This is a genomic window from Xenorhabdus miraniensis, assembly GCF_002632615.1.
Genome location: NZ_NITZ01000034.1, coordinates 1 through 21559, shown reverse-complemented (window position 1 = coordinate 21559; position 21559 = coordinate 1). Strand labels below are relative to the sequence as shown.

The window sequence follows — 21559 nt, the reverse complement described above, 5'->3', positions numbered from 1 at the left end:
GGCAAGCACTATGTTTGCCCCGCGTTGGAACATCAACACCACAGGCAGGTAACAGGCTTTGCCAGTGATTTATGGCCGCGTTCTTCACGGTATGGATAAGGTCTATCGGGCGGATGTTTTCACTACTTTGGTGGCGGTTATCTCCATGTGATGAGGTTTTCTTCATGATTTATTCCTCATAAACAGCCGCTTGAAGCGCATGATAAACGCCCTGATTGATATCACAGGCCAACGCAATCAGGTTATTTAAATCGATAGAACATTCATCCTTGGCTTTTTCAAGAATGACGTAGAATAAAGAAGTCGCCAGCTTTGTATTGTGCATGGCTTGAGACAGTGAAATAGGCGTTCTGCGCTCGTATATTCTGACTATTTCAACATTGAGGGATTCATCATCTGGCATACAAGAACTACGAATACCTTTGGCGGCTTTTTCAGCACCACGCAATGTCTTGTATTTGTAGCGGACAGTGGCTTTTTTTACCTTGCCTGTACGCTGATTTGTGGTGGTGATAATGATCTTAAACATGGCTTACCTCCTGAATGGAGATAGGACACATGGAATGAATAGCTATCAGTCGTTGATTGCCTGATACAATTAGGAATGTAAATTTAAGGCGAGTTTGGTTAGACTGTGTACCAGCCATAATCGTTACCTCTATTAACGGTTTGGTCAGATGCCTCGTCAGTGTTCCACCACTACGGGGCATTGCTTTTTTATGGTGCTCATCTTTATAATGGTTCGCACCAATGTTTAATAAACTACCATAATGGTTCGAACCAATGCAAGATGAAAAAAGCAAAAAACCATATGAGCGAAATAACAGTACACGCCGGACAATTCGCTTTGAAGATGAGCTACTTAAGCAAATTGAAGAAGTTGCTGATAAAGGTAATTTCAGTTCATGGGTCAAAGATGCCTGCCGTGAAAAACTTCTGGCTTTAGGTGTTGCGCCTAAAATATGAACAAACCAGTAAGAGCTTCGATTTCTAACTAACCCTCTTAAAGAGGGTTGTCTATCAAATTGATAATTACTTAATCTCAAAGAATCTCTATCGCTAATATCTACCATCACACCAATTATTCCCAGTTTTAGAGTGAGTTAGATCGCTGCCAATTAAGACAGTTGATTTTTTCATGATGTCATGTATTAATTGGCAGATTTACGGCTATACGGGTTATTGATGTTTTCTACTGTTGGCGGATTACGTACCCAATGCAGCAGATCACTAAGCAACCAAGCGCAAGAATTGCGGCCTAGTGGCTTACGGGCAGGGAAACGGCCTTCATTTTCCAGTTTCCATGCTGACGTTCTGGAAATAGAGGTAATGTGTTGGCGTTCCTTTTCACGTATAAGACGATCATAAGGTTCGCCATATTCAGAAAGGATAGAGCGGCGTTCTTCAGGTGTAGGAATGCTGTATTGAATGGTCATGTTACCCTCACTGTTTAATTGTTTTTGTGAGGGTATTTTACTTAAAAGAAATCATTACGGAAGGAAGCGATATTTGTTACGTATATATCACAATTATCATGCTCATCATTAAACTCATTAATTCCCACTATTGAGCTGCCTTTAATATAACCACATTCTCATAATGACCCGTCAATACATCTAGCCGCTCACACCACTTGTTTAAAGCGTCTAGTTTCTCTGGTAGGTATTGGCTCTTGTTGTAGATAGCCATGACACCCGGTAAGATATGGCCTAAAAGCTGGTCAACAATATGTGGAGCTATTCCCATATCATTTAAATTTGTGGAAAAAGTTCGTCTTAAATCATGTAGCGACCATTTATCCGCATAACCTAATTTTTTCCATATCTTAGTTCCATACTCTGATACTGTTTCGGTGCTTTTTAACTCGCCTAATAGGTAATCACTTTTATGATTTTGATAAATAAGTCTTTCTAAGAACGACTTCATACATTCCGGTATAGGGCGAATAATTCTTTCACCTGTCTTGCTATTTTCTTTTGGGACAGTCCATAGCATGGAATTAAAATTCCATTCTGAACATTTCGATAATCTGATCTCTCGTGTCCGACAACCAAAAACAACCAAAACTTTCAATAAATTATTATAATAAGGTAGATAGACACCTGCGTTTATGGACTCCCATAATTGCCCAAGTTCATCATCTTCTAAATACCGCTGACCTTTTTTCTGTTTTTTCCCAACATCCTGAATAGTTAAATCATCCAATACATGGCTTATTGCATACCTTCTTACCCGGCAAAATTTCAGGGCTTGTTTGCACAATTGAAGAATACCACCAGAAGCCACTGGAGCTTCCTTTTTCATTCTGTCAAAGCATTGCAGCCAATATATTATTTCACAGTCAGACAATGCCATTTCACCAATATAGGGATAAATATGTTTTTCTAATTGACGAATGAGGCTATCAATATTGACTCGGTTTTCTCTGCCATAGTGTTCTATCCAATATTCGATAGCGTCTTTTACAGTGACTGGTTTTAATGATTCTTGCATCGTTAAGTTAAATTGGAGCTTTGGATCTTTACCGGATGCCAACCAGTTACGGCATTTATCCCGTGTTTCACGAGCTTGTTTGAGGGGCATATCAGGATAGCGCCCAAGGGTAAGGCGGTTTAATTTCTTGCCATCAAGTCGGTAGGTAAAGACCCAACTAATACCACCAACTTTAGATGCTTTTGCACTCAATCCAGCACCATCGGCAAAAAACTCAATATTGTTCCTTTCTTTTCCGTGTAGGGTTTTAAGTTTTTTGTCACTGAGCTTGTTTAGTTCGGCAGCCATGATCACCTAAGATATTTATACAAATGTTTATATGCAGTGTGCTGCAAGAGTGGGAAAACGTCAATAAGCACTGGAACAATGCACAGGTAGGGAAATAATTAATTGTCTGATTTTAATATAAAAATTATAATCATGGACAAACATCAAAACATTAAACTAATATATATTAGGTATATTCATTTCTGCTTTCATTTTGGTTAGTTTATGAATATTAGCAGTATACCTGTTAGTATCAATAAACGCATTTTCATATTGATTCCAAAATAAAAGCAGTGATAATTAACGTTGATTCAATTGCTTATTAGATAGGCTTACTAACTATGGAAATTCGGGTATTTCGGCAAGACGACTTTGAAGCCGTCATCACACTTTGGGAACGCTGCGATTTGATTAATTCTGGTGATGATCCAGAAATAGATATTGAGCGTAAATTAACCCATGATGCTGATTTGTTTTTGGTTGCTGAAGTTGCCGGGGAAGTAGTTGGTACAGTTATGGGTGGCTACGATGGGCATCGGGGGCATGCGTATTATTTGGGCGTTCATCCTGAATTCAGGGGCAGGGGAATTGCTAATGCGTTGATTGCTCGTTTAGAAAAGAAATTATTGGCAAGAGGTTGTCCGAGTATTTTGATCATGGTGCCAGAAGAAAATGATGCAACAATTTGTATGTGTGAAAAGATGGAATATGATTATTTGGGGCAGGAAAGTGCCATTTTTAGTAAACGATTGATTATTGATTAAAATATAAAATGGCTGAGTACTATATATGTTATTCAGCCATTATTTTTTTTACTATGACTTTTATAGAATGAGTCAGTTTTCTCATGTATTTGTTTTTTGTAACAAGGAGATCCTTTGACAAGTTCGGCGTTTTATTATCTGTATCAAATATAATTTTAGCCTGAATGTGTCCATCTTTATCTTTAAGGATATAATACTTTTCAGGAATCGAAGTTTCAGATTTTCCTTCTAATACATGCCAGTTAGAGTCCAACCGGTAATCAATATATTGTTCTCCAGGCAGATCCATTGTTTTCTCCTGCACTGTATTTTTGTGAACATTGACTTACAGTACTGTTTGTTTTTTAAATAGATCGGCAATGTCATGTTATTAATGTGTTGTTAACATCAATTTTACATTTCTATTGATGAATGGTTTTAATAAGGGAATGTTTTTTTGAAAATGTGGTCTGATAGAGGTCAAGCCATTGTCATAGAGACTTCAAGGTAAAAAATAGTGATGGATAAATTTTTTGTATTCAATTTCCTGCCTAAACAACGGAGCATTACACTCAGTAGTTTAGTTGGGTGCTCATTTTTGTTAACCGCTTGTGCCGGGACAGCGGGGTTTTCATGGTCTTCTTTATCACCTTTAAACTGGTTTGGCAGTTCTCTGAATGTCTCTGAACAAGGGGTTGGAGAAATTAATACACAGACAGACATGACTCAATCCGCAATTGAACAAGGCTTGGGAGATAAATATCGCCTGCGTAGTGGTATGGAAACGCAAGGGGGGCAATTAATTAGCGTGATTCAGGGAATGGAAGGCGATCAGGTAAAACTCGAATTTTATGGTCTCGTCAATGGAAAGGTTAATCGTATTGATGTATTGGATGAGGGAATTAAAACGGTCTGGGGAACGAAAATAGGAACCCCTTTCTCTGAGCTGTATGGCAAGGCATTTGGTGCATGCCAGCGATCCAATGATTTCACCATGCAACCTACAGTTATCTGCCGTGCTCCGCAAAGTTCGCATGTCAGTTATGTTTTTACCGGAATTTGGGATGGTCCTGAAGGATTATTGCCTTCTGATGATGTTCTGAAAGATTGGAAGATTTCGCGTATTATCTGGAAACGCTGATAAAATCTCAAAGAGAGTTTTTATTAAAGTTAAACTCTCTTTTTTCCACCTGTTTTCCACCTGTATATGAAGGGAAACAGCCAAAATCGTTATTACCTGTATTTTACTATTATCATCCTAAATGAGTAACCTTACATTCCCTGTACCTTATCTCGTTTCATCATTTCTCATAAGAACTTGGTATATAAAACAGTAGATAGTTAGCTATCCTGTTATAAATATTCTGGATACAGTATACCTTTCATCTTTCAAGTTGCTGCTTTGTTGGCTACGTTCACTCACCTTCGGTTACGTAGTTATAAACATGTGGTTATAAATATGTAGTTATAAACATGTAGCTATAAACATAGAGCCAGCTATCCTTCTGAGGATTTGCTTTTCTTGCCGTCGCTCTGCAACTTGAAATCTATTGGGTGTAGAAGAAATTGTTGTCTAATTGCGTGATGGGTAAGGTGTTAGATGAAGATAATGACAATAAAAATTAAATTATTAAGCAGGTTGGCTGCCATATCATTTTGGGTCAGTCTCAGTGCTTATAGCACCAACGCCTTGGCTGTCGAATTGCTGAATAGTTCCTACGACATTGGGCGAGAATTATTTTCAGGCTTGAATCCTGTATTTGAGAAACATTGGAATGAACAGCATCCTCAGGAAAAATTAACTATTAAACAATCACATGCAGGTTCTTCTAAACAGGCGCTGGCTATTTTGCATGGATTGCGAGCGGATGTAGTCACTTATAACCAAGTCACGGATATCCAGATACTACATGATCGTGGCAATTTGATTCCCGCCAACTGGCAGCAGCGCTTACCAAATAACAGTTCACCCTATTATTCCACAATGGCCTTCTTGGTACGCAAAAATAACCCTAAGCATATTCAGAATTGGGATGATTTAGTGCGCAATGATGTGAAATTAATTTTTCCAAACCCCAAAACCTCAGGTAATGGTCGTTATACCTATTTAGCGGCATGGGGCGCTTTTCAAAAGCAAAATCCACATGAGACAGAGAAAGTACGCCAACAAATGCAACGCTTTTTGCAAAATGTAGAAGTGTTTGATACTGGCGGGCGTGGAGCAACCACTTCGTTTATTGAGCGTAGGTTAGGGGATGTTCTGATTAGTTTTGAATCTGAGGTCAATAATATCCGCAAACAATATGGTGAAGATAATTATCAAGTGGTTGTGCCTCCAGTGAATATTTTGGCTGAGTTCCCCGTGGCCTGGGTAGACAAAAATGTCCAGAGAAACGGTACGGAAGCTGTAGCCAAAGCATATTTAAATTATCTGTATAGTCCGGCAGCACAAAAAATCATCGCCGATTTTAATTATCGTGTAGTTGATAAAGATGTTATGGAAGCTCGGCAACCCCGTTTTCCTGCAACCAAATTGTTTCGTCTGGAAGAACAATTCGGTAGCTGGCCCCAAGTGATGAAAACGCATTTCGGCACTGATGGAACGCTTGATCAATTATTGATGGAAGGGCGTAAATGATGTGGGGATTCAGTAAACGTGTCTTGCCCGGATTTGGGCTGAGTTTGGGCTGTAGTCTGTTTTATACCTGCCTTATCTTGTTATTGCCATTAAGTGCCTTGGTAGTACAGCTTTCCAGTATGACATGGGAGCAATACTGGCAGGTGATTGCCAACCCACAAGTTGTTGCCGCTTATAAGGTGACATTGTTGGCGGCTGCGGTTGCCAGTCTGTTCAATATGGTTTTTGGCATGTTGATGGCATGGATATTAACGCGCTACCAATTTCCGGGGCGCAGTTTACTTGATGGTTTGATGGATTTGCCGTTTGCTTTACCGACGGCAGTTGCTGGTTTAACGTTGGCAACGTTGTTTTCTGCAACCGGATGGTATGGTGCCTGGCTTGGTCATGTTGATATCAAAGTCACGAATACTTGGCTGGGTATTGCGGTAGCAATGGCATTTACCAGTTTGCCTTTTGTCGTTCGTACTGTGCAGCCAGTACTTGAAGAACTGGGGCCTGAATATGAGGAAGCCGCACAGACATTAGGAGCAAGTCGCTGGCAAACTTTTCAGCGGGTTATTTTGCCGGAGGTTTCACCGGCATTGATTGCAGGGACCGTGCTCTCTTTTACCCGCAGTCTGGGGGAGTTTGGTGCTGTAATTTTCATTGCAGGCAATATTGCCTGGCAAACCGAGGTTGTCTCTTTAATGATCTTTGTTCGCTTGCAAGAATTTGATTATCCGGCAGCCAGTGCAATTGCTTCAGTCATTCTTGCCACGTCATTACTACTCTTGTTTAGTGTCAATGTATTGCAAAGCCGCTTTGGGAAACGGATAGGAGGACATTGATGACTGAGTTTTCCGAATACACAGTGGCACAACATCCCCCGATAAATTGGGGAAAATGGTTGCTGATTGGCACAGGTATACTTTTTTCGGTTCTGTTGCTGGTGATTCCGATAGCGTGGATTTTTCTGACTGCCTTTTCCAAAGGGCTGGACATCGTTACCCAGAACCTTTTCGATTCCGATATGCTGCATGCTATTTGGTTAACAGTGATGATTGCACTTATCACTGTTCCCATCAATTTGGTTTTTGGTGTGATGGTGGCATGGTTAGTAACGCGTTTCCAATTCCCCGGCAGACAACTATTACTGACATTAATTGATATTCCGTTTGCGGTTTCGCCGGTTGTCGCAGGGCTGCTTTATCTCCTGTTTTATGGTGCCAATGGCTGGTTGGGAAGTTGGTTAGGTGACTATGGCATTCAATTAATGTTTTCATGGCCGGGAATGGTACTGGTAACCGTATTCGTAACATGCCCGTTTGTTGTCCGGGAATTGGTGCCAGTGATGTTGAGTCAGGGCAGTCAGGAAGATGAGGCAGCTATATTGTTGGGTGCTTCCGGTTGGACGATGTTCTGGCATGTGACATTACCAAATATTCGTTGGGCATTGTTGTATGGAGTTGTTTTGACTAACGCTCGGGCAATAGGGGAATTTGGCGCTGTGTCCGTCGTATCGGGATCGATTCGGGGAGAAACCTATACGTTGCCTTTGCAGGTTGAACTTCTTTATCAGGATTACAACACAGTTGGCGCATTTACGGCAGCAGCCTTATTGGCAGTCATGGCGATTATTACCCTGATTGTCAAAAGTGCGTTGCAATGGCGTTTGAGCCGTCAGCAAGGGTAGGCTATGGGGGCAGAATATGAGTATTGAAATCACTAAAATCAGTAAATCTTTTGGTCGTTCTCAGATACTGAATGAAATTTCACTGGATATTGAATCCGGTGAGATGATCGCCTTGCTCGGGCCGTCAGGTTCTGGCAAAACGACATTGTTGCGGATTATTGCAGGGCTTGAACAGCAAAATTCAGGTCAATTGAAATTTCATGGGCAGGATGTCAGCCGGGTACATGCGAAAGATCGGCGTGTCGGGTTTGTCTTCCAACATTACGCCTTATTTCGTCATATGACGGTGTTTGACAATGTGGCTTTTGGCCTGACTGTACTTCCTCGTCGCCAGCGCCCCGGTAGCGAGGTGTTGCGTAGTAAGGTCATGGCATTGCTCGATATGGTGCAGTTAGCCCATTTGGCTGACCGTTATCCATCACAGCTCTCTGGCGGGCAAAAACAACGGGTGGCACTGGCAAGGGCATTGGCCGTAGAACCACAAATCCTTTTGTTGGATGAGCCTTTTGGTGCATTGGATGCACAGGTACGAATGGAATTACGCCGTTGGTTGCGTCAGCTTCATGAAGAATTGAAATTTACCAGCGTGTTTGTCACCCATGATCAGGAAGAGGCAATGGAAGTGGCGGATAGAGTGGTACTGATGAATCACGGGCACATTGAGCAGGTTGGAACACCACAGCAAGTGTGGAGTGAACCGGGGAGCCGCTTTGTGCTCGAGTTCATGGGGGAAATCAATAAATTTCGTGGTGAAATTAAAGGCTCACAGCTCTGGGTTGGCGGGAGAGTTTTCCCATTGGATATCACTCCCTTGCATCAGGGGAAAGTTGATGTCTTTTTCCGGCCATGGGATATGACACTCAGTAAACAGCAAACAGCTTCTTGTCCCTTGCCAATTCAAATCGTGGAGGCTAGCCCGCGCGGGCATTTTTCTCTCTTATCTGTCCAACCAATAGGATGGGGAGATGAACTACTCTCAGTTGTCTGGGAGGATAATTCATCTATTCCGGTCAGAGGCGATTATTATTTTATTGGAGGAACAGGTGCTCGCTTATATACGGAAGATTTACCGTTAAAAGTCTTAAGGCTAGCTGAATCGGCCTGATTTGATACATTTTTATTATTAATCCTTGCTTCCCTTTTATAACGGGGAAACCGGGATTTTTTGCTTAATATCTTGCTACCGTATTCTGAATATGATTAGTTGGTTACCCATCCTCATATGAACTAGGTAATACTGTGGCAAGCTTGGAAGACTTTATAGGTAATACACCGCTGGTAAAATTGCAGCAGATCACAGAAGGTGTTGATGCGGAAATTTGGGTAAAGCTGGAAGGTAATAATCCGGCAGGTTCTGTAAAAGACCGGGCTGCACTTTCAATGATCCAGCAGGCAGAATTGCGTGGAGAAATTACCCCCGGTGATGTTCTGATTGAAGCAACGAGCGGGAATACTGGCATTGCACTGGCTATGATCGCGGCAGTAAAGGGGTATCGTTTAAAACTTCTGATGCCTGAAAATATGAGCCTTGAACGGCAGGCATCAATGCGGGCTTATGGTGCGGAATTAATTTTGGTTAGTAAAGAGCTGGGAATGGAAGGTGCGCGAGATTTGGCACAAGAAATGGAGAAAAAGGGAGAAGGAAAGGTTCTCGATCAGTTTAATAACACGGATAACTCACTGGCACATTTTAAAACCACTGGCCCGGAAATTTGGCAACAGACACAAGGCCGGGTGACACATTTTGTTTCCAGTATGGGAACAACCGGCACGATTACAGGTGTGAGTCGCTACCTGAAATCTCAATCAGACAAAGTGCAAATTACAGGATTACAACCCGCAGAAAATAGCCATATCCCCGGTATTCGTCGTTGGTCTCCGGCTTATATGCCAGGTATTTACCAGAAAGAGTTGGTGGATCAAATTTTGGATATCACGCAGTTGGAAGCTGAAACGACAATGCGTTTATTGGCACAGAAAGAAGGTATTTTCTGTGGTGTTAGCTCTGGTGGCGCAGTTTCTGGGGCACTTCGTATTGCGGCTGAAAACCCTGACGCCGTTATTGTGGCAATTATTTGTGATCGCGGTGATAGATATTTATCTACAGGGGTATTCAATTAAGCGTTTTTCGTTGGAGGGAATTTCTACGTTTGGTAAGTGGGAATGGGTTTCTCCCAATGTGAATAACTGACGGATGTTTATTCGGATAACTGAGTCCTGCTTCAAGGGATTTTTTCCCTTTGTCATCATGCTGTATGTTGGAATCCATTGAGATTAGCATAAAAAAATCGCCTCTGTATTATCAGGTTAAATGAGTAAAATACCTGACAAAACAGTGGCGATTCACGAACCATCCAAAAACTAAGATGCTCGGTTATTTTTTGATGCGCATGATGACGGATTCACCAACGATAACTGATCCACTGACCTTAGATAACTCTTTAATTTCGTCCATGTTGGAAATAACAACAGGAGTTAAGGTTGATTTAGCTCTTTCTTCCAGAAATGCCAAATCAAACTCTAGAACCAAATCACCTTTCTGTACTCGTTGACCTTCTTCAGCAATGCGCTTAAAACCTTCGCCTTTTAGTTCAACGGTATCAATACCAAAATGTACGAATAGCTCAATGCCACTATCGGACTCGATAGAAAAAGCATGATTAGTTTCGAAGATCTTACCAATGGTGCCATCAACAGGAGCAACAATTTTATTGCCGGTCGGTTTAATGGCGATGCCATCACCCACAATTTTCTCGGCAAAAACAACATCTGGAACATCTTCGATATTGACTATCTCACCTGACAATGGGGCGATAATTTCAATACTGCCGCTGTTTTTTTTATCGTCTGAAACCAGAGATTTCAATTTATCAAGCAGACCCATGAATCTTCTCCTAATTGTTTTAATGGGACCATGTTCTGGCTAATGTGTTTAGCAGAGTGTTTTTTCTCTGGTAAAAGTGTCAACCAAATCCATCAATTCCTGTGCTGTTGGCTGAACTAAAGCTTGTTCTGCCAGGGCCTTAGCATCATCGTAATTGGTATTACGGATGATCTTTTTAATGCGTGGAATTGATATCGCACTCATGCTGAATTCATCCAAACCCATGCCCAAAAGCAACAGTGTGGCGCGCTCGTCACCGGCAAGTTCTCCGCACATCCCAGTCCATTTACCTTCTGCGTGTGAGGCATCGATAACCTGCTTGATTAGGTTCAACACTGCTGGCGACATTGGGTTGTAAAGATGAGAAATCAGCTCATTACCACGGTCTACCGCAAGAGTATACTGAGTTAGATCGTTCGTCCCAATACTAAAAAAGTCAACTTCTTTTGCAAGATGATGAGCAATGGTTGCAGCAGCAGGTGTTTCCACCATGATGCCCACTTCAATCGATTCATCATATGCCTTGTTTTCATCGCGTAATTGCTCTTTGAGCAATGTCAGCTCAGCTTTCAAGTCCCGAATCTCTTCGACTGAAATGATCATCGGGAACATAATGCGAAGTTTACCAAATGCAGAAGCCCTCAGAATAGCACGTAATTGAGAATGTAAGATCTCTTTACGATCAAGGCAAATACGGATTGCCCGCCAGCCAAGGAATGGATTTTCTTCTTTTGGCAGATTCATGTAAGGCAGATCTTTATCGCCACCGATGTCCATCGTGCGAATAATGATGGCTTGATTGCCAACTGCTTCCGCCACCGCTTTATAGGCTTCAAATTGTTCGTTTTCAGTTGGCAGGGCATCGCGATCCATAAACAGGAATTCGGTACGATATAAACCGACACCTTCCGCACCATTGCGCTCAGCTCCCATGACATCACGAACTGTACCAATGTTGGCGCACACCTCAACTTGATGCCCATCCAATGTGATGGCAGGTAAATCTTTCAGTTTTGCCAGCTCGGCTTTTTCTGTCAGGTATTCGCTTTTTGCGGTTTTCAGTTGTTCGGTTTCAGCATCAGATGGGTTCACATAAATTTGGTTGTTAACCGCATCAAGAATTAGATAACTGCCATTTTTGATTTGTTTGGTTGCGTTGGTTGTCCCAACAATGGCTGGTAATTCTAAAGAGCGGGCCATGATGGAGGTGTGGGAAGTGCGGCCGCCCAGATCAGTAATGAAACCGAGTACTTTATCCAGATTGAGTTGCGCGGTTTCTGATGGTGTTAAGTCACTGGCAACCAGAATCACTTCTTCATCAATCGAACCTAAGTCGATAATTGGCATATCCAGAATATTTTTCAGCAAACGCTTACCGATATCACGAACATCGGCCGCACGTTCTTTCAAATATTCATCATCCAGTTCTTCCAGCGCCTTAGCCTGATCTTCAATGACGGAATAAACAGCAGCATCTGCGGTTGCCAGGTTTTTCTTGATAAGAGTAACAATTTCCTGCTCTAACTCTTCATCTTCCAGCAACATAATATGGCCTTCGAAAATCTCGGCCTTTTCTGCACCCAAGTTTTTTTCGGCTGTTTCTCTGATTATTTCTAGCTGTGCGGAAGATTTGTCGCGGCCTTGTTTAAAGAGGGAAATTTCTTGTTCGACTTGTTCAGGGATAATTTTTTTATGGTTGATAATGATCGGATCTTCTTTCAGCAATAATGCCTTACCGAAAGCAATGCCTGGTGATACTAAGATGCCTGAAATCATACTATATGACCTTACTGCAGATGATTACCTTTCATTGAGCCTTCAGGGGGGAGGCTCTAAATATCCCCGGATTTTATCAACCCGGGGATAAACTGAATGAAATAAATTGGTTCGATAAGTGGACGATTATTCCAATTCACCCATCAGCTTAACTAAATGTGCAACAGCTTGTTGCGCATCATCGCCTTCAGCAGCAATCGTTACAATTGTACCTTGAGTCAATCCCAGTGTTTGTAGTTTAAACAAGCTTTTTGCGCTGGCAGACTTGCCTCCAGAAGTTAGGGTGATGTCAGAAGAAAAGCCTTTTGCTTCTTTGACGAACTGTGCAGCAGGGCGAGTGTGGAGGCCGTTTGGTGCAGTAATAGTAACTTCTTGCTGGAACATAGTATTTCCTCAATAACTTAAATATTCGTTGATAAGCTAAGAGAATTCTAAAGCTAGTGTAGCTGAATTCCCTTAGACTTGTACAACCGTTAAATTGATAATGAAATAAGGTGTATACCTTTCATCTCTCAAATTGTGGTTCGATTGAATACAACTTGAAATTTATCGAATGTATATTAATCATTATCAAAAAATTAACACACTTGATGCCTTCAATTGTTGAATTGGTGTTAATACACACTATTCGAGTCATAGCGGGATTGAATAATCTTTTAGCTGTCGGCTTGGCGATTAATTTCGTGCATCAAAATAATTACTGGTTAAATACTAAAGCTACTTGAATAAATCATCTAGGAAAGCTTTAAAGTTTGATCTGATGCACAAAAAAGCACCCTTAAGGTGCCTTTTTGTCAATGTAATGGAAAATATTACTGTGTGATTTTCAATCACTAGATAAATCAGCAAACAATACCGTACTCAGATAACGTTCAGCCGAAGAAGGTAAAATCACCACAATATTTTTGTCTTTGTATTCATCTTCTTGTGATAACTTGATTGCTGCTGCAACAGCGGCGCCAGAAGAAATGCCGGCAAGAATGCCTTCTTTTTCAGTAACTTCGCGAGCTACCTGAATAGCTTCTTCATTGCTGATTTTAAAAACACGGTCAACTAATGTTAAATCTAAGTTATCAGGGATGAAACCAGCGCCGATCCCCTGAATTTTATGTGGGCCTGGTTTAAGTTCTTCACCGGCCAATTTCTGACTGATAACAGGTGAATCTTCTGGTTCTACTGCGACGATGGTCACGGGTTTGCCACGAGTGTTTTTCAGGTAACGAGCAACTCCGGTGATAGTACCGCCAGTTCCTACACCCGCAACAAAAACATCTATATTACCGTCGGTATCATCCCAAATTTCAGGGCCAGTGGTTTTTTCGTGGATTTCTGGATTGGCTGGATTACTGAATTGTTGCAGGAGTATGTAACGGTTGGGATCGCTGTCATGGATTTCGTTGGCTTTTTCAATGGCACCTTTCATGCCTTTTGCACCTTCGGTCAACACCAGTTTGGCTCCCAATGCTTTCAGGAGCTTACGGCGCTCAAGGCTCATCGTTTCGGGCATGGTCAATGTCAGCTTATAACCACGAGCTGCTGCAACATAGGCAAGTGCAATCCCAGTGTTGCCACTGGTGGGTTCAATAAGTTCTTTATCTTTGGTCAAAGTACCGCGTTTCTCAGCATCCCAAATCATATTGGCACCAATGCGACATTTTACACTGAAACTGGGATTACGAGATTCTACCTTCGCCAAAATGCGGCCATTAGTGAAATTTTTTAGACGTACCAGCGGAGTGTGACCAATAGTTAACGAATTATCTTCATAAATTTTGCTCATTATTCGATTGCCCCTAAAATACCGTTAGATACAGATTAACCATACGCTAACATCTTATTTATGGAAATAAAGTTTCAATCTATTCTTATTATATAAAAGAATATTAGATAGCTATTTTATGTTATTTAGGTTATTTATAATTTATATCACTAATTGTAGTATTTTTGTTGCATTTTGTGGCTAAAAATAGTGACTTCTGCGGAAGTGGAAGAAGATGAAAATTATGATAAACAACCCTGACATAGTAAGAATTATCAGGGTGTTTTGTGGTTAATAGACTGAATTAATTAAGTTTTATGGCCTATGATTCAGGGCGTGCTGAGCGCGGTAACGATCAACCCACATAGCAGTAGCACCACAGACGGCGACTGGCATAATAAATAAATTCACGATAGGGATCATGGTCAGTACGCTTACCGCCGCACCAAATTGGAGATTATCAATTTTGTCTTGCCGCAGCGCATTGCGCATGGTGGAAAAACTAACTTTATGGTTATCAAATGGATAATCACAGTATTGGATCGTCAGCATCCACGCACTAAAAATAAACCAAAGGATGGGCGCAACGGTTTGACCGACCCCTGGAATAAAGTAAAGCAACAATAGAACAACCGCACGGGGAATATAGTAAAGAATTTTTACTACTTCACGTTTTAAAATACGGGGGGTATCTTTGAGTAAATCGATAACACCCGTATCAGGTGCAGGTATGCCTGTCAGGTTTGCTTCCAATTTTTCTGCCAGCAATCCATTGAATGGTGAGGCGATAAAATTAGCCAGTGTGCTGAAGAGATAAGTAAAAACCAATAAGATGGAAATAACAGCAAGCGGCCAAATCAAATAACTTAACCATTGCATCCAGTCTGGTATTTTATCAAGAGCCCATTGTACCCAGCCGTCTAGTTTCTGATACAGCCACCAAAATGAGCCACCTAACAATAAGATATTGGCCAGTAAGGGTAATAAAACGAATCTCTTAATGCCAGGACGGGTTATCAGTTGCCAACCTTGTGCAATATAATGAAATCCACTCAGACGTTTTGGCAATTTTGTCGAATTCGTCATATTTTCTTATTCTCTCCCAGATGATTGAGACGGTATGATATAGGCAGGATTTTCTACTGACCAGTAGTTTTGTGTGTAAAAAACATCCGAAAAAACAGCGGATATATCTCTTTATGGTAAGAAAAGTATGTAGAGACTTGCACTTGTCTTATTTGACAAATACTCTTATCTAAAGAATATTCCGCCGTAGTGGCACTTACTTTAATCAACAGACTTTAAACAACAGAGATAGCAATGATGCAGGATTTGCGTCTGATATTAATCGTTGTTGGTGCGATAGCCATAATAGCTTTGCTATTACATGGGTTGTGGACCAGCCGTAAAGAGCGTTCATCACTCTTTCGTGATCGCCCAGTTAAACGTCATAAACAGGAGCGCCAGGAAGAGCTGGAAGATAATGATGGCAATGAACTGTTTGATAATTCGCCGAAATCACATGCTCAGGAGTCGGTAAAACCGCACACTGAACATCGTGCTGAGCCTGTTATTGAACGTCGTGAGCCTGAGTCATCAGCAGCAATGTCTGATGATGGTTCCGATCCTTTACTTGCAAGGCATCATCCTGATGTACCAGCAGCAAAAGAAAAGGTTGCCGATAGACAACAGGAAGAGCCGCAACTTGGGTTGTTTGACCCGGTTGAACAAAAAGTTGCAGGAGCAGCGGAACCGATAGCCGGGATCGTTGAAGGGCAATCCATTGAAGGGCAGCCAAAGCTACCTGAAAGTGAAGGGGCGGTTGAATCCGGGCAAACCAAGAAAGAGACTGTGCTGGTATTGCATGTTGCTGCGCATCATGGGCAGGAACTGAACGGTGAAGTGCTATTTCAAAGCATTTTGCAGGCAGGCTTCCGGTTTGGTGACATGAATATCTTCCATCGTCATTTGAACCCATCGGGCAGTGGTGCTGTATTGTTCAGTTTGGCTAATATGGTAAAGCCCGGTTCGTTTGATCCCGATCGAATGACAGATTTTACTACTCCCGGAATTTCCATGTTTATGCTTGTGCCTTCATATGGTGATTCCAATCAGAATTTTAAACTGATGTTACAGGCAGCACAGCGTATAGCAGCAGATGTGGGAGGCGTGGTTCTGGATAGTGAACGTAAAATGCTGACACCACAGATGATTGAGCTCTATAAAACGCGTATCCGTAACACGCTTAATGCCGGTGAATAATTCCTTCTTTTTAGTATCAAGCCCCCGCTAGTCGGGGGTTTTTCATCTCTGGTGAGAAGTCATGGAAAATATTATTGGAAAAATCAACAAACTAAGAACAACATTGCGTCATCATGAATATTTGTATCATGTCATGGATGCGCCAGAGATCCCAGATGCAGAATATGATCGTTTAATGCGGGAATTAAAAGCGCTGGAAGAACAGCATCCTGCGCTGATTACAGCAGATTCCCCCACCCAACGTGTTGGTGCAGCCCCATTAACGGTATTTGAGCAGGTGCGTCATGAAATACCTATGTTGTCTTTGGATAACGTATTTGATGAAGAGAGTTATCTGGCGTTTGACAAACGTGTTCGCGATCGCCTGAAAGATAGTCGGGATTTGGTATTTTGCTGTGAACTGAAACTCGATGGTTTGGCCGTTAGTTTGCTGTATGAAAATGGGGAACTGGTTCAGGCTGCAACTCGTGGAGACGGCACAACAGGAGAGAACATCACTGCGAATGTTCGTACCATTCATGCCATTCCTTTGCGCTTGAAAGGGGAAAATATCCCTGCCTGTGTTGAAATCCGTGGTGAAGTATTCATCAAGCAGGCAGGGTTCGAAAAACTCAACGAAGAAGCACGTCGCACAGGTAATAAAGTATTCGCCAATCCCCGCAATGCAGCAGCCGGATCTTTACGCCAGCTTGATCCGAGAATTACCGCCAAACGTCCGCTCACTTTCTATTGTTATGGTATCGGGGTACTGGAAGGTGGGGAATTGCCAGCAAGTCATTATGAACGTTTGATGCAGTTCAAAAATTGGGGATTGCCCGTCAGTGACAAAATAAAATTGTGTCAGGGCACTCAGCAAGTGATGGATTTTTACCATAGCATTGAAAAACAGCGCCCGACGCTAGGTTTTGATATTGATGGTGTTGTCGTTAAAGTTGATTCCCTTGAGTTACAGGAAACATTGGGATTTGTGGCCAGAGCGCCACGCTGGGCGACAGCCTTTAAATTTCCGGCTCAAGAACAGATGACTATTGTACGTGGCGTTGAGTTTCAAGTAGGGCGTACAGGTGCGATTACACCAGTTGCCCGTTTGGAGCCTGTATTAGTGGCTGGTGTGACAGTCAGTAATGCGACATTGCACAATGCGGATGAAATTGAACGTTTGGGTCTGCGTATTGGTGATACTGTGGTGATTCGCCGGGCTGGAGATGTTATCCCACAAGTTGTCGGTGTTGTGCATGAGAGCAGGCCAACAGAAAGTCAGGAAGTCATCTTCCCGGAACATTGTCCGGTTTGTGGTTCGGATATCGAACGAATTGAAGGTGAGGCAGTGGCTCGTTGTACCGGAGGCTTGTTCTGCGGAGCTCAACGCAAAGAAGCGTTGAAACATTTTGTTTCCCGTCGGGCTATGGATGTAGATGGCATGGGTGAAAAAATCATTGAGCAGCTCGTAGATAAAGAGTATGTCAAAACACCGGCTGATCTTTTCCGTTTGACTGCCGGAACGCTCGCTGGCCTTGAACGCATGGGGCCTAAATCTGCGCAAAATGTGATTAATGCCTTGGAAAAATCCAAAAAAACCACCTTTGCCCGCTTTATTTATTCTTTGGGCATTCGTGAAGTTGGTGAAGCAACGGCTGCTAATCTCGTTTCGCACTTTGGCACATTGGAAAAACTGCGTGCAGCAGATACCGAGGCACTTATTGCGGTTCAGGATGTCGGAAGTGTTGTTGCCAGCCATGTCGTGAATTTCTTCAGCGAAGAGCACAATCAGATAGTCATTGATGATTTGGTCAATAATATCGGTATCCATTGGGAATCGGCTGAAAGCTCGCGCGTAGATGAAGTTGACAGCCCATTTGCCGGTAAGATTGTTGTATTGACTGGCTCATTAAGCCGTCTATCCAGAGATGCAGCCAAAGATAAGTTGGTCGCTTTAGGTGCGAAAGTAACCGGTAGTGTTTCTAAGAAAACCGATCTGGTTATTGCCGGTGAAGCGGCGGGTTCTAAATTAGTTAAAGCTAATGAGTTGGGAATTCCTGTTATTGATGAAGAGGACATGCTTCGTTTATTGGGTGAATAATATACTTTTCACTCAAAAGTATGACTGAGAAAGTGTGATCGAGTTGGCTAAATAGGAATTTGTAGCCGTTTAGATGGTAAATTAATGTGATAATCAGCATAATTTACTATTATGCGTTGCATAAAATACAGTGATAAATTTGCGCAGCATCATGTTCGGAGTTCTTTTTATGTCTCATATTTTTCATTTTTGTCTCGCATTGGTTGTGATTGGCGGCTTGGCGATTTTGGCGAGTAACAATCGGAAGGATATTCGGATTCGTTATATTATTCAGATGCTTATCATTGAACTTTTCCTTGCTTGGTTCTTCTTGAACTCTAATGCGGGTTTGGGAATTGTTAAGGGATTTGATAACTTATTCGTCCATTTATTGTCTTATGCAGCAAAAGGTACCAGCTTTGTTTTCGGGGGCATGATAGAAGCAAATCTGGCGTTCTTCTTCCTGAATGTATTGTGCCCTATCATTTTCATCTCTGCCCTGATTGGTATTTTGCAACACATCAAAGTACTGCCGATTATCATTCGTGCGATAGGTACAGTACTGTCTAAAGTCAACGGCATGGGCAAACTGGAATCCTTTAATGCGGTTAGCTCATTGGTTCTGGGACAATCAGAGAACTTCATTGCTTACAAAGATGTGCTGGGCAAAATGTCTGAGCGCAGGATGTATACAATGGCAGCGACGGCTATGTCGACGGTATCAATGTCTATCGTTGGCGCTTATATGACGATGTTGGATGCAAAATACGTTGTAGCAGCCCTGATCCTCAATATGTTTAGTACTTTCATCATATTGTCGCTCATTAACCCTTACTCTATTGAGAGTGAAGAAGAAATCCATATGAGCAACCTCCACGAGGGGCAAAGTTTCTTTGAAATGTTGGGCGAATATATTCTGGCAGGTTTCAAAGTTGCTTTGATTGTCTCTGCGATGCTGATCGGTTTTATCGCCCTGATTGCGGGTATCAATGCAATTTTCCACTTAGCATTTGGTATTACTTTCCAGGAGTGTTTGGGGTATGTGTTCTATCCACTGGCATGGATCATTGGCATCCCAAGCGATGAAGCGTTGAAAGTGGGCAGTATCATGGCTACTAAGCTGGTTTCTAACGAATTTGTTGCGATGCAGAGTTTGCAAGAAATCGCAGCCCAATTGAGTGAGCGCTCAAAAGGTATTCTGTCCGTATTTTTGGTTTCCTTTGCTAACTTCTCATCCATTGGGATTGTTGCTGGTGCCATTAAGGGACTGAATGAAAAACAAGGTAATACCGTTGCACGTTTTGGCCTGAAATTACTGTTCGGTTCAACGTTGGTGAGTTTTCTATCCGCGGCAATTACTGGGCTGATTTTAAGTATCTAATCAATTCCATAGCTGGATTTGATAAAACTCATTGAAAGTGGCGTCTTGGCAGATGCCACTTTTTTTATGTAGAGTTCTTTTTGACAGCAAGAAAACGAGGCCGACATCATGAACAAAGAAGATCTGTTGGAGATAGCGAATACGGCTATGCCATTTGGCAAATACAAGGGGAGAATGCTGATTGATTTGCCAGAGGAGTATTTACTTTGGTTTGCCCGAAAAGGGGAATTTCCGCAGGGAAAACTGGGCGCATTAATGGAAATGACCCTTGCGATAAAGATTGAAGGTTTGGATTCGCTGGTAAAGCCGTTGAAAAATCCTAATCGTTAAAGCATCCCCTCATTTTTTAGCAAAAACTTCTGCACTCGTTATTGTTAAGGAGTGATATGAGTCTCTTCATTACTTATTGCATCGCTTTAATATCTCACGTGATTAGCTGAAATTAATTATCTGGTTTTGCCATATTTAATGGATCAAACGTTATTGACGCGGGGGAATCATAATGAACTATTTTGACGGAAAAATTGCAATTGTAACGGGGGCGACAACGGGCGTAGGAGAAGGCATTGCTGAGGAATTATTCCATCGGGGAGCGGTGGTTATTATTACCGGACGTCAATTTTTCCGCGCCAGACAGACAGCCCGGAGGATAGATCCGACAGGGCGATATGTTATCCCAATGGAAACAGATGTCAGGGATCATCTTTCAATCAAGGCGTTGATTGACAATACCGTAGAACGGTTCGGTGGATTGCATATGCTGGTTAATAATGCTGGCATTACAGGGCCGCATGGCATCAATATTTGTGATTATTCCATTGATGACTGGAATGATGTGATTAACACCAATCTTAGCGGAACCTTTTTCGGACTGAAATATGGTATTCCTGCCATCATCCGAAGTGGGGGAGGGGCTATTGTTAACCTTTCTTCATCCAATGGCATTGTAGGTATTCCCGGCATAGCGCCTTACACAGCCACTAAACATGGTGTACTTGGCTTAACACGTTCAGCTGCTTTAGAGTTTGCAGATAAAGGTGTCCGAATCAATGCGGTTGGGCCGGGTTATGTTAATACGCCGCATATGCAAACGTTACCCGCAGAAGTCAGGGAATGGATGGCAAATACCCATCCGATGAAGCGTATGGCAACGAGAGAAGAAGTGGCGAAAATGGTAGCATTCTTGCTGTCAGACGAAAGTTCATTTACGACTGGGGCTTTTTACGCAATTGATGGCGGTTATACAGCCCAGTAAATTCAAAGGGAGAAGCTATTTTCACTCACCCCAGGAGCATAGATAACTCTATGTTCATAACTACGTTGGCTGGGGTGAATAAGTGCAGCCAACAAAGCGGTAACTTGAAAGACGACAGGTATATTGATTGTAATTTGTTCTTTTAAAGATATGAGCGAGCATACATAAAAAAAATCCCTGAAAACTTGCATTTTCAGGGATTCGGAGGGTGTCAGCCCTAATACTGTCCGAAAATGTTTCACTTCTTCTGCTGTAGATGATCCCATTAGAGCCTGTCCACCATTTTGTGTAAGTGCCATTTCTTAGTAATGACCGTCAAGGCGATCACCAAACTCAATAATAAAACGACTCATTGCCATTCGCCAGT

At 42.1% G+C, this 21559-nt stretch carries 23 protein-coding genes; 13 read left to right on the top strand and 10 right to left on the bottom strand.

The annotated features are described in order from the left end of the window. Positions 1-169 precede the first annotated feature (169 nt). A complete protein-coding gene (locus tag Xmir_RS20165; RefSeq protein ID WP_086113918.1) occupies positions 170-529 on the bottom strand; it encodes a hypothetical protein in 360 nt (119 codons plus the stop codon). Positions 530-783: 254 nt separating this feature from the next. On the opposite strand from Xmir_RS20165, the gene Xmir_RS20155 reads away from it, so the two are divergent. After that, complete coding sequence (locus tag Xmir_RS20155) at positions 784-966, top strand: YlcI/YnfO family protein (protein WP_086113917.1); 183 nt, start codon at positions 784-786, stop codon at positions 964-966. A 185-nt stretch (positions 967-1151) separates the two neighbouring features. Here the strand turns inward: Xmir_RS20155 and Xmir_RS20150 are convergent, their stop codons facing one another. Further along, positions 1152-1436: a helix-turn-helix transcriptional regulator gene (locus Xmir_RS20150; protein ID WP_086113916.1), complete on the bottom strand. Its 285-nt coding sequence runs from the start codon at positions 1434-1436 to the stop codon at positions 1152-1154. A gap of 127 nt (positions 1437-1563) precedes the next feature. Further along, positions 1564-2781: a tyrosine-type recombinase/integrase gene (locus Xmir_RS20145; protein ID WP_086113915.1), complete on the bottom strand. Its 1218-nt coding sequence runs from the start codon at positions 2779-2781 to the stop codon at positions 1564-1566. A 320-nt stretch (positions 2782-3101) separates the two neighbouring features. Here Xmir_RS20145 and Xmir_RS20140 point away from each other — a divergent pair, with 320 nt between their 5' ends. Beyond that, the gene (locus Xmir_RS20140; protein ID WP_047961588.1) at positions 3102-3524 is read left to right on the top strand and encodes a GNAT family acetyltransferase; all 423 of its coding nucleotides are present in this window, start codon (positions 3102-3104) and stop codon (positions 3522-3524) included. 28 nt (positions 3525-3552) lie between these two features. On the opposite strand, the gene Xmir_RS20135 is transcribed toward Xmir_RS20140, so the two are convergent. Continuing rightward, entirely contained in the window at positions 3553-3813 is a 261-nt protein-coding gene (locus Xmir_RS20135) for a hypothetical protein (protein WP_099115740.1), read from the bottom strand. 210 nt (positions 3814-4023) lie between these two features. On the opposite strand from Xmir_RS20135, the gene Xmir_RS20130 reads away from it, so the two are divergent. From Xmir_RS20130 to cysM, 6 genes are all read left to right on the top strand, one after another. Further along, complete coding sequence (locus Xmir_RS20130; protein ID WP_099115739.1) at positions 4024-4644, top strand: RpoE-regulated lipoprotein; 621 nt, start codon at positions 4024-4026, stop codon at positions 4642-4644. A 459-nt stretch (positions 4645-5103) separates the two neighbouring features. After that, the gene (locus Xmir_RS20125) at positions 5104-6141 is read left to right on the top strand and encodes a sulfate ABC transporter substrate-binding protein (protein WP_099115738.1); all 1038 of its coding nucleotides are present in this window, start codon (positions 5104-5106) and stop codon (positions 6139-6141) included. Continuing rightward, complete coding sequence (cysT, locus tag Xmir_RS20120; RefSeq protein WP_099115737.1) at positions 6138-6971, top strand: sulfate/thiosulfate ABC transporter permease CysT; 834 nt, start codon at positions 6138-6140, stop codon at positions 6969-6971. Before Xmir_RS20125 ends, cysT begins: the two co-directional genes overlap by 4 nt. Further along, a complete protein-coding gene (gene cysW / locus Xmir_RS20115) occupies positions 6971-7816 on the top strand; it encodes a sulfate/thiosulfate ABC transporter permease CysW (RefSeq protein WP_099115736.1) in 846 nt (281 codons plus the stop codon). Before cysT ends, cysW begins: the two co-directional genes overlap by 1 nt. 16 nt (positions 7817-7832) lie before the next feature. Beyond that, entirely contained in the window at positions 7833-8921 is a 1089-nt protein-coding gene (gene cysA / locus Xmir_RS20110) for a sulfate/thiosulfate ABC transporter ATP-binding protein CysA (protein WP_099115735.1), read from the top strand. Positions 8922-9055: 134 nt separating this feature from the next. Continuing rightward, on the top strand, positions 9056-9937 hold the full coding sequence (gene cysM, locus Xmir_RS20105) for a cysteine synthase CysM (protein WP_099115734.1): 882 nt from the start codon (positions 9056-9058) through the stop codon (positions 9935-9937). Between the two features lie 253 nt (positions 9938-10190). Here the strand turns inward: cysM and crr are convergent, their stop codons facing one another. The 5 genes from crr to cysZ all read right to left on the bottom strand — a co-directional run bounded on the left by crr (position 10191) and on the right by cysZ (position 15321). Next, positions 10191-10700, bottom strand: a complete 510-nt coding sequence (gene crr / locus Xmir_RS20100) for a PTS glucose transporter subunit IIA (RefSeq protein WP_099115733.1) — start codon at positions 10698-10700, stop codon at positions 10191-10193. 48 nt (positions 10701-10748) lie between these two features. Next, positions 10749-12476: a phosphoenolpyruvate-protein phosphotransferase PtsI gene (gene ptsI, locus Xmir_RS20095; RefSeq protein ID WP_099115732.1), complete on the bottom strand. Its 1728-nt coding sequence runs from the start codon at positions 12474-12476 to the stop codon at positions 10749-10751. A gap of 126 nt (positions 12477-12602) precedes the next feature. Beyond that, positions 12603-12860, bottom strand: a complete 258-nt coding sequence (ptsH, locus tag Xmir_RS20090; RefSeq protein WP_099115731.1) for a phosphocarrier protein Hpr — start codon at positions 12858-12860, stop codon at positions 12603-12605. A 442-nt stretch (positions 12861-13302) separates the two neighbouring features. Beyond that, positions 13303-14256, bottom strand: coding sequence for a cysteine synthase A (gene cysK, locus Xmir_RS20085; protein ID WP_099115730.1), 954 nt, complete (start codon positions 14254-14256; stop codon positions 13303-13305). 294 nt (positions 14257-14550) lie between these two features. After that, positions 14551-15321, bottom strand: coding sequence for a sulfate transporter CysZ (cysZ, locus tag Xmir_RS20080; RefSeq protein WP_099115729.1), 771 nt, complete (start codon positions 15319-15321; stop codon positions 14551-14553). A gap of 234 nt (positions 15322-15555) precedes the next feature. Here cysZ and zipA point away from each other — a divergent pair, with 234 nt between their 5' ends. The 5 genes from zipA (at position 15556) to Xmir_RS20055 (ending at position 21192) form a co-directional block, all read left to right on the top strand. Then, positions 15556-16497, top strand: a complete 942-nt coding sequence (gene zipA, locus Xmir_RS20075) for a cell division protein ZipA (protein ID WP_099115728.1) — start codon at positions 15556-15558, stop codon at positions 16495-16497. 61 nt (positions 16498-16558) lie between these two features. Beyond that, positions 16559-18577, top strand: a complete 2019-nt coding sequence (gene ligA, locus Xmir_RS20070; protein ID WP_099115727.1) for an NAD-dependent DNA ligase LigA — start codon at positions 16559-16561, stop codon at positions 18575-18577. A gap of 169 nt (positions 18578-18746) precedes the next feature. After that, positions 18747-19937, top strand: a complete 1191-nt coding sequence (locus Xmir_RS20065) for a NupC/NupG family nucleoside CNT transporter (RefSeq protein WP_099115726.1) — start codon at positions 18747-18749, stop codon at positions 19935-19937. Positions 19938-20045: 108 nt separating this feature from the next. Beyond that, a complete protein-coding gene (locus Xmir_RS20060) occupies positions 20046-20267 on the top strand; it encodes a DUF3820 family protein (protein ID WP_099115725.1) in 222 nt (73 codons plus the stop codon). Between the two features lie 172 nt (positions 20268-20439). Then, positions 20440-21192 (top strand): SDR family NAD(P)-dependent oxidoreductase, encoded by a 753-nt coding sequence (locus tag Xmir_RS20055; protein ID WP_099115724.1) that lies wholly within the window; start codon positions 20440-20442, stop codon positions 21190-21192. 2 nt (positions 21193-21194) lie between these two features. On the opposite strand, the gene Xmir_RS20050 is transcribed toward Xmir_RS20055, so the two are convergent. Then, a complete protein-coding gene (locus Xmir_RS20050) occupies positions 21195-21491 on the bottom strand; it encodes a hypothetical protein (protein ID WP_145956934.1) in 297 nt (98 codons plus the stop codon). Positions 21492-21559 lie beyond the last annotated feature (68 nt).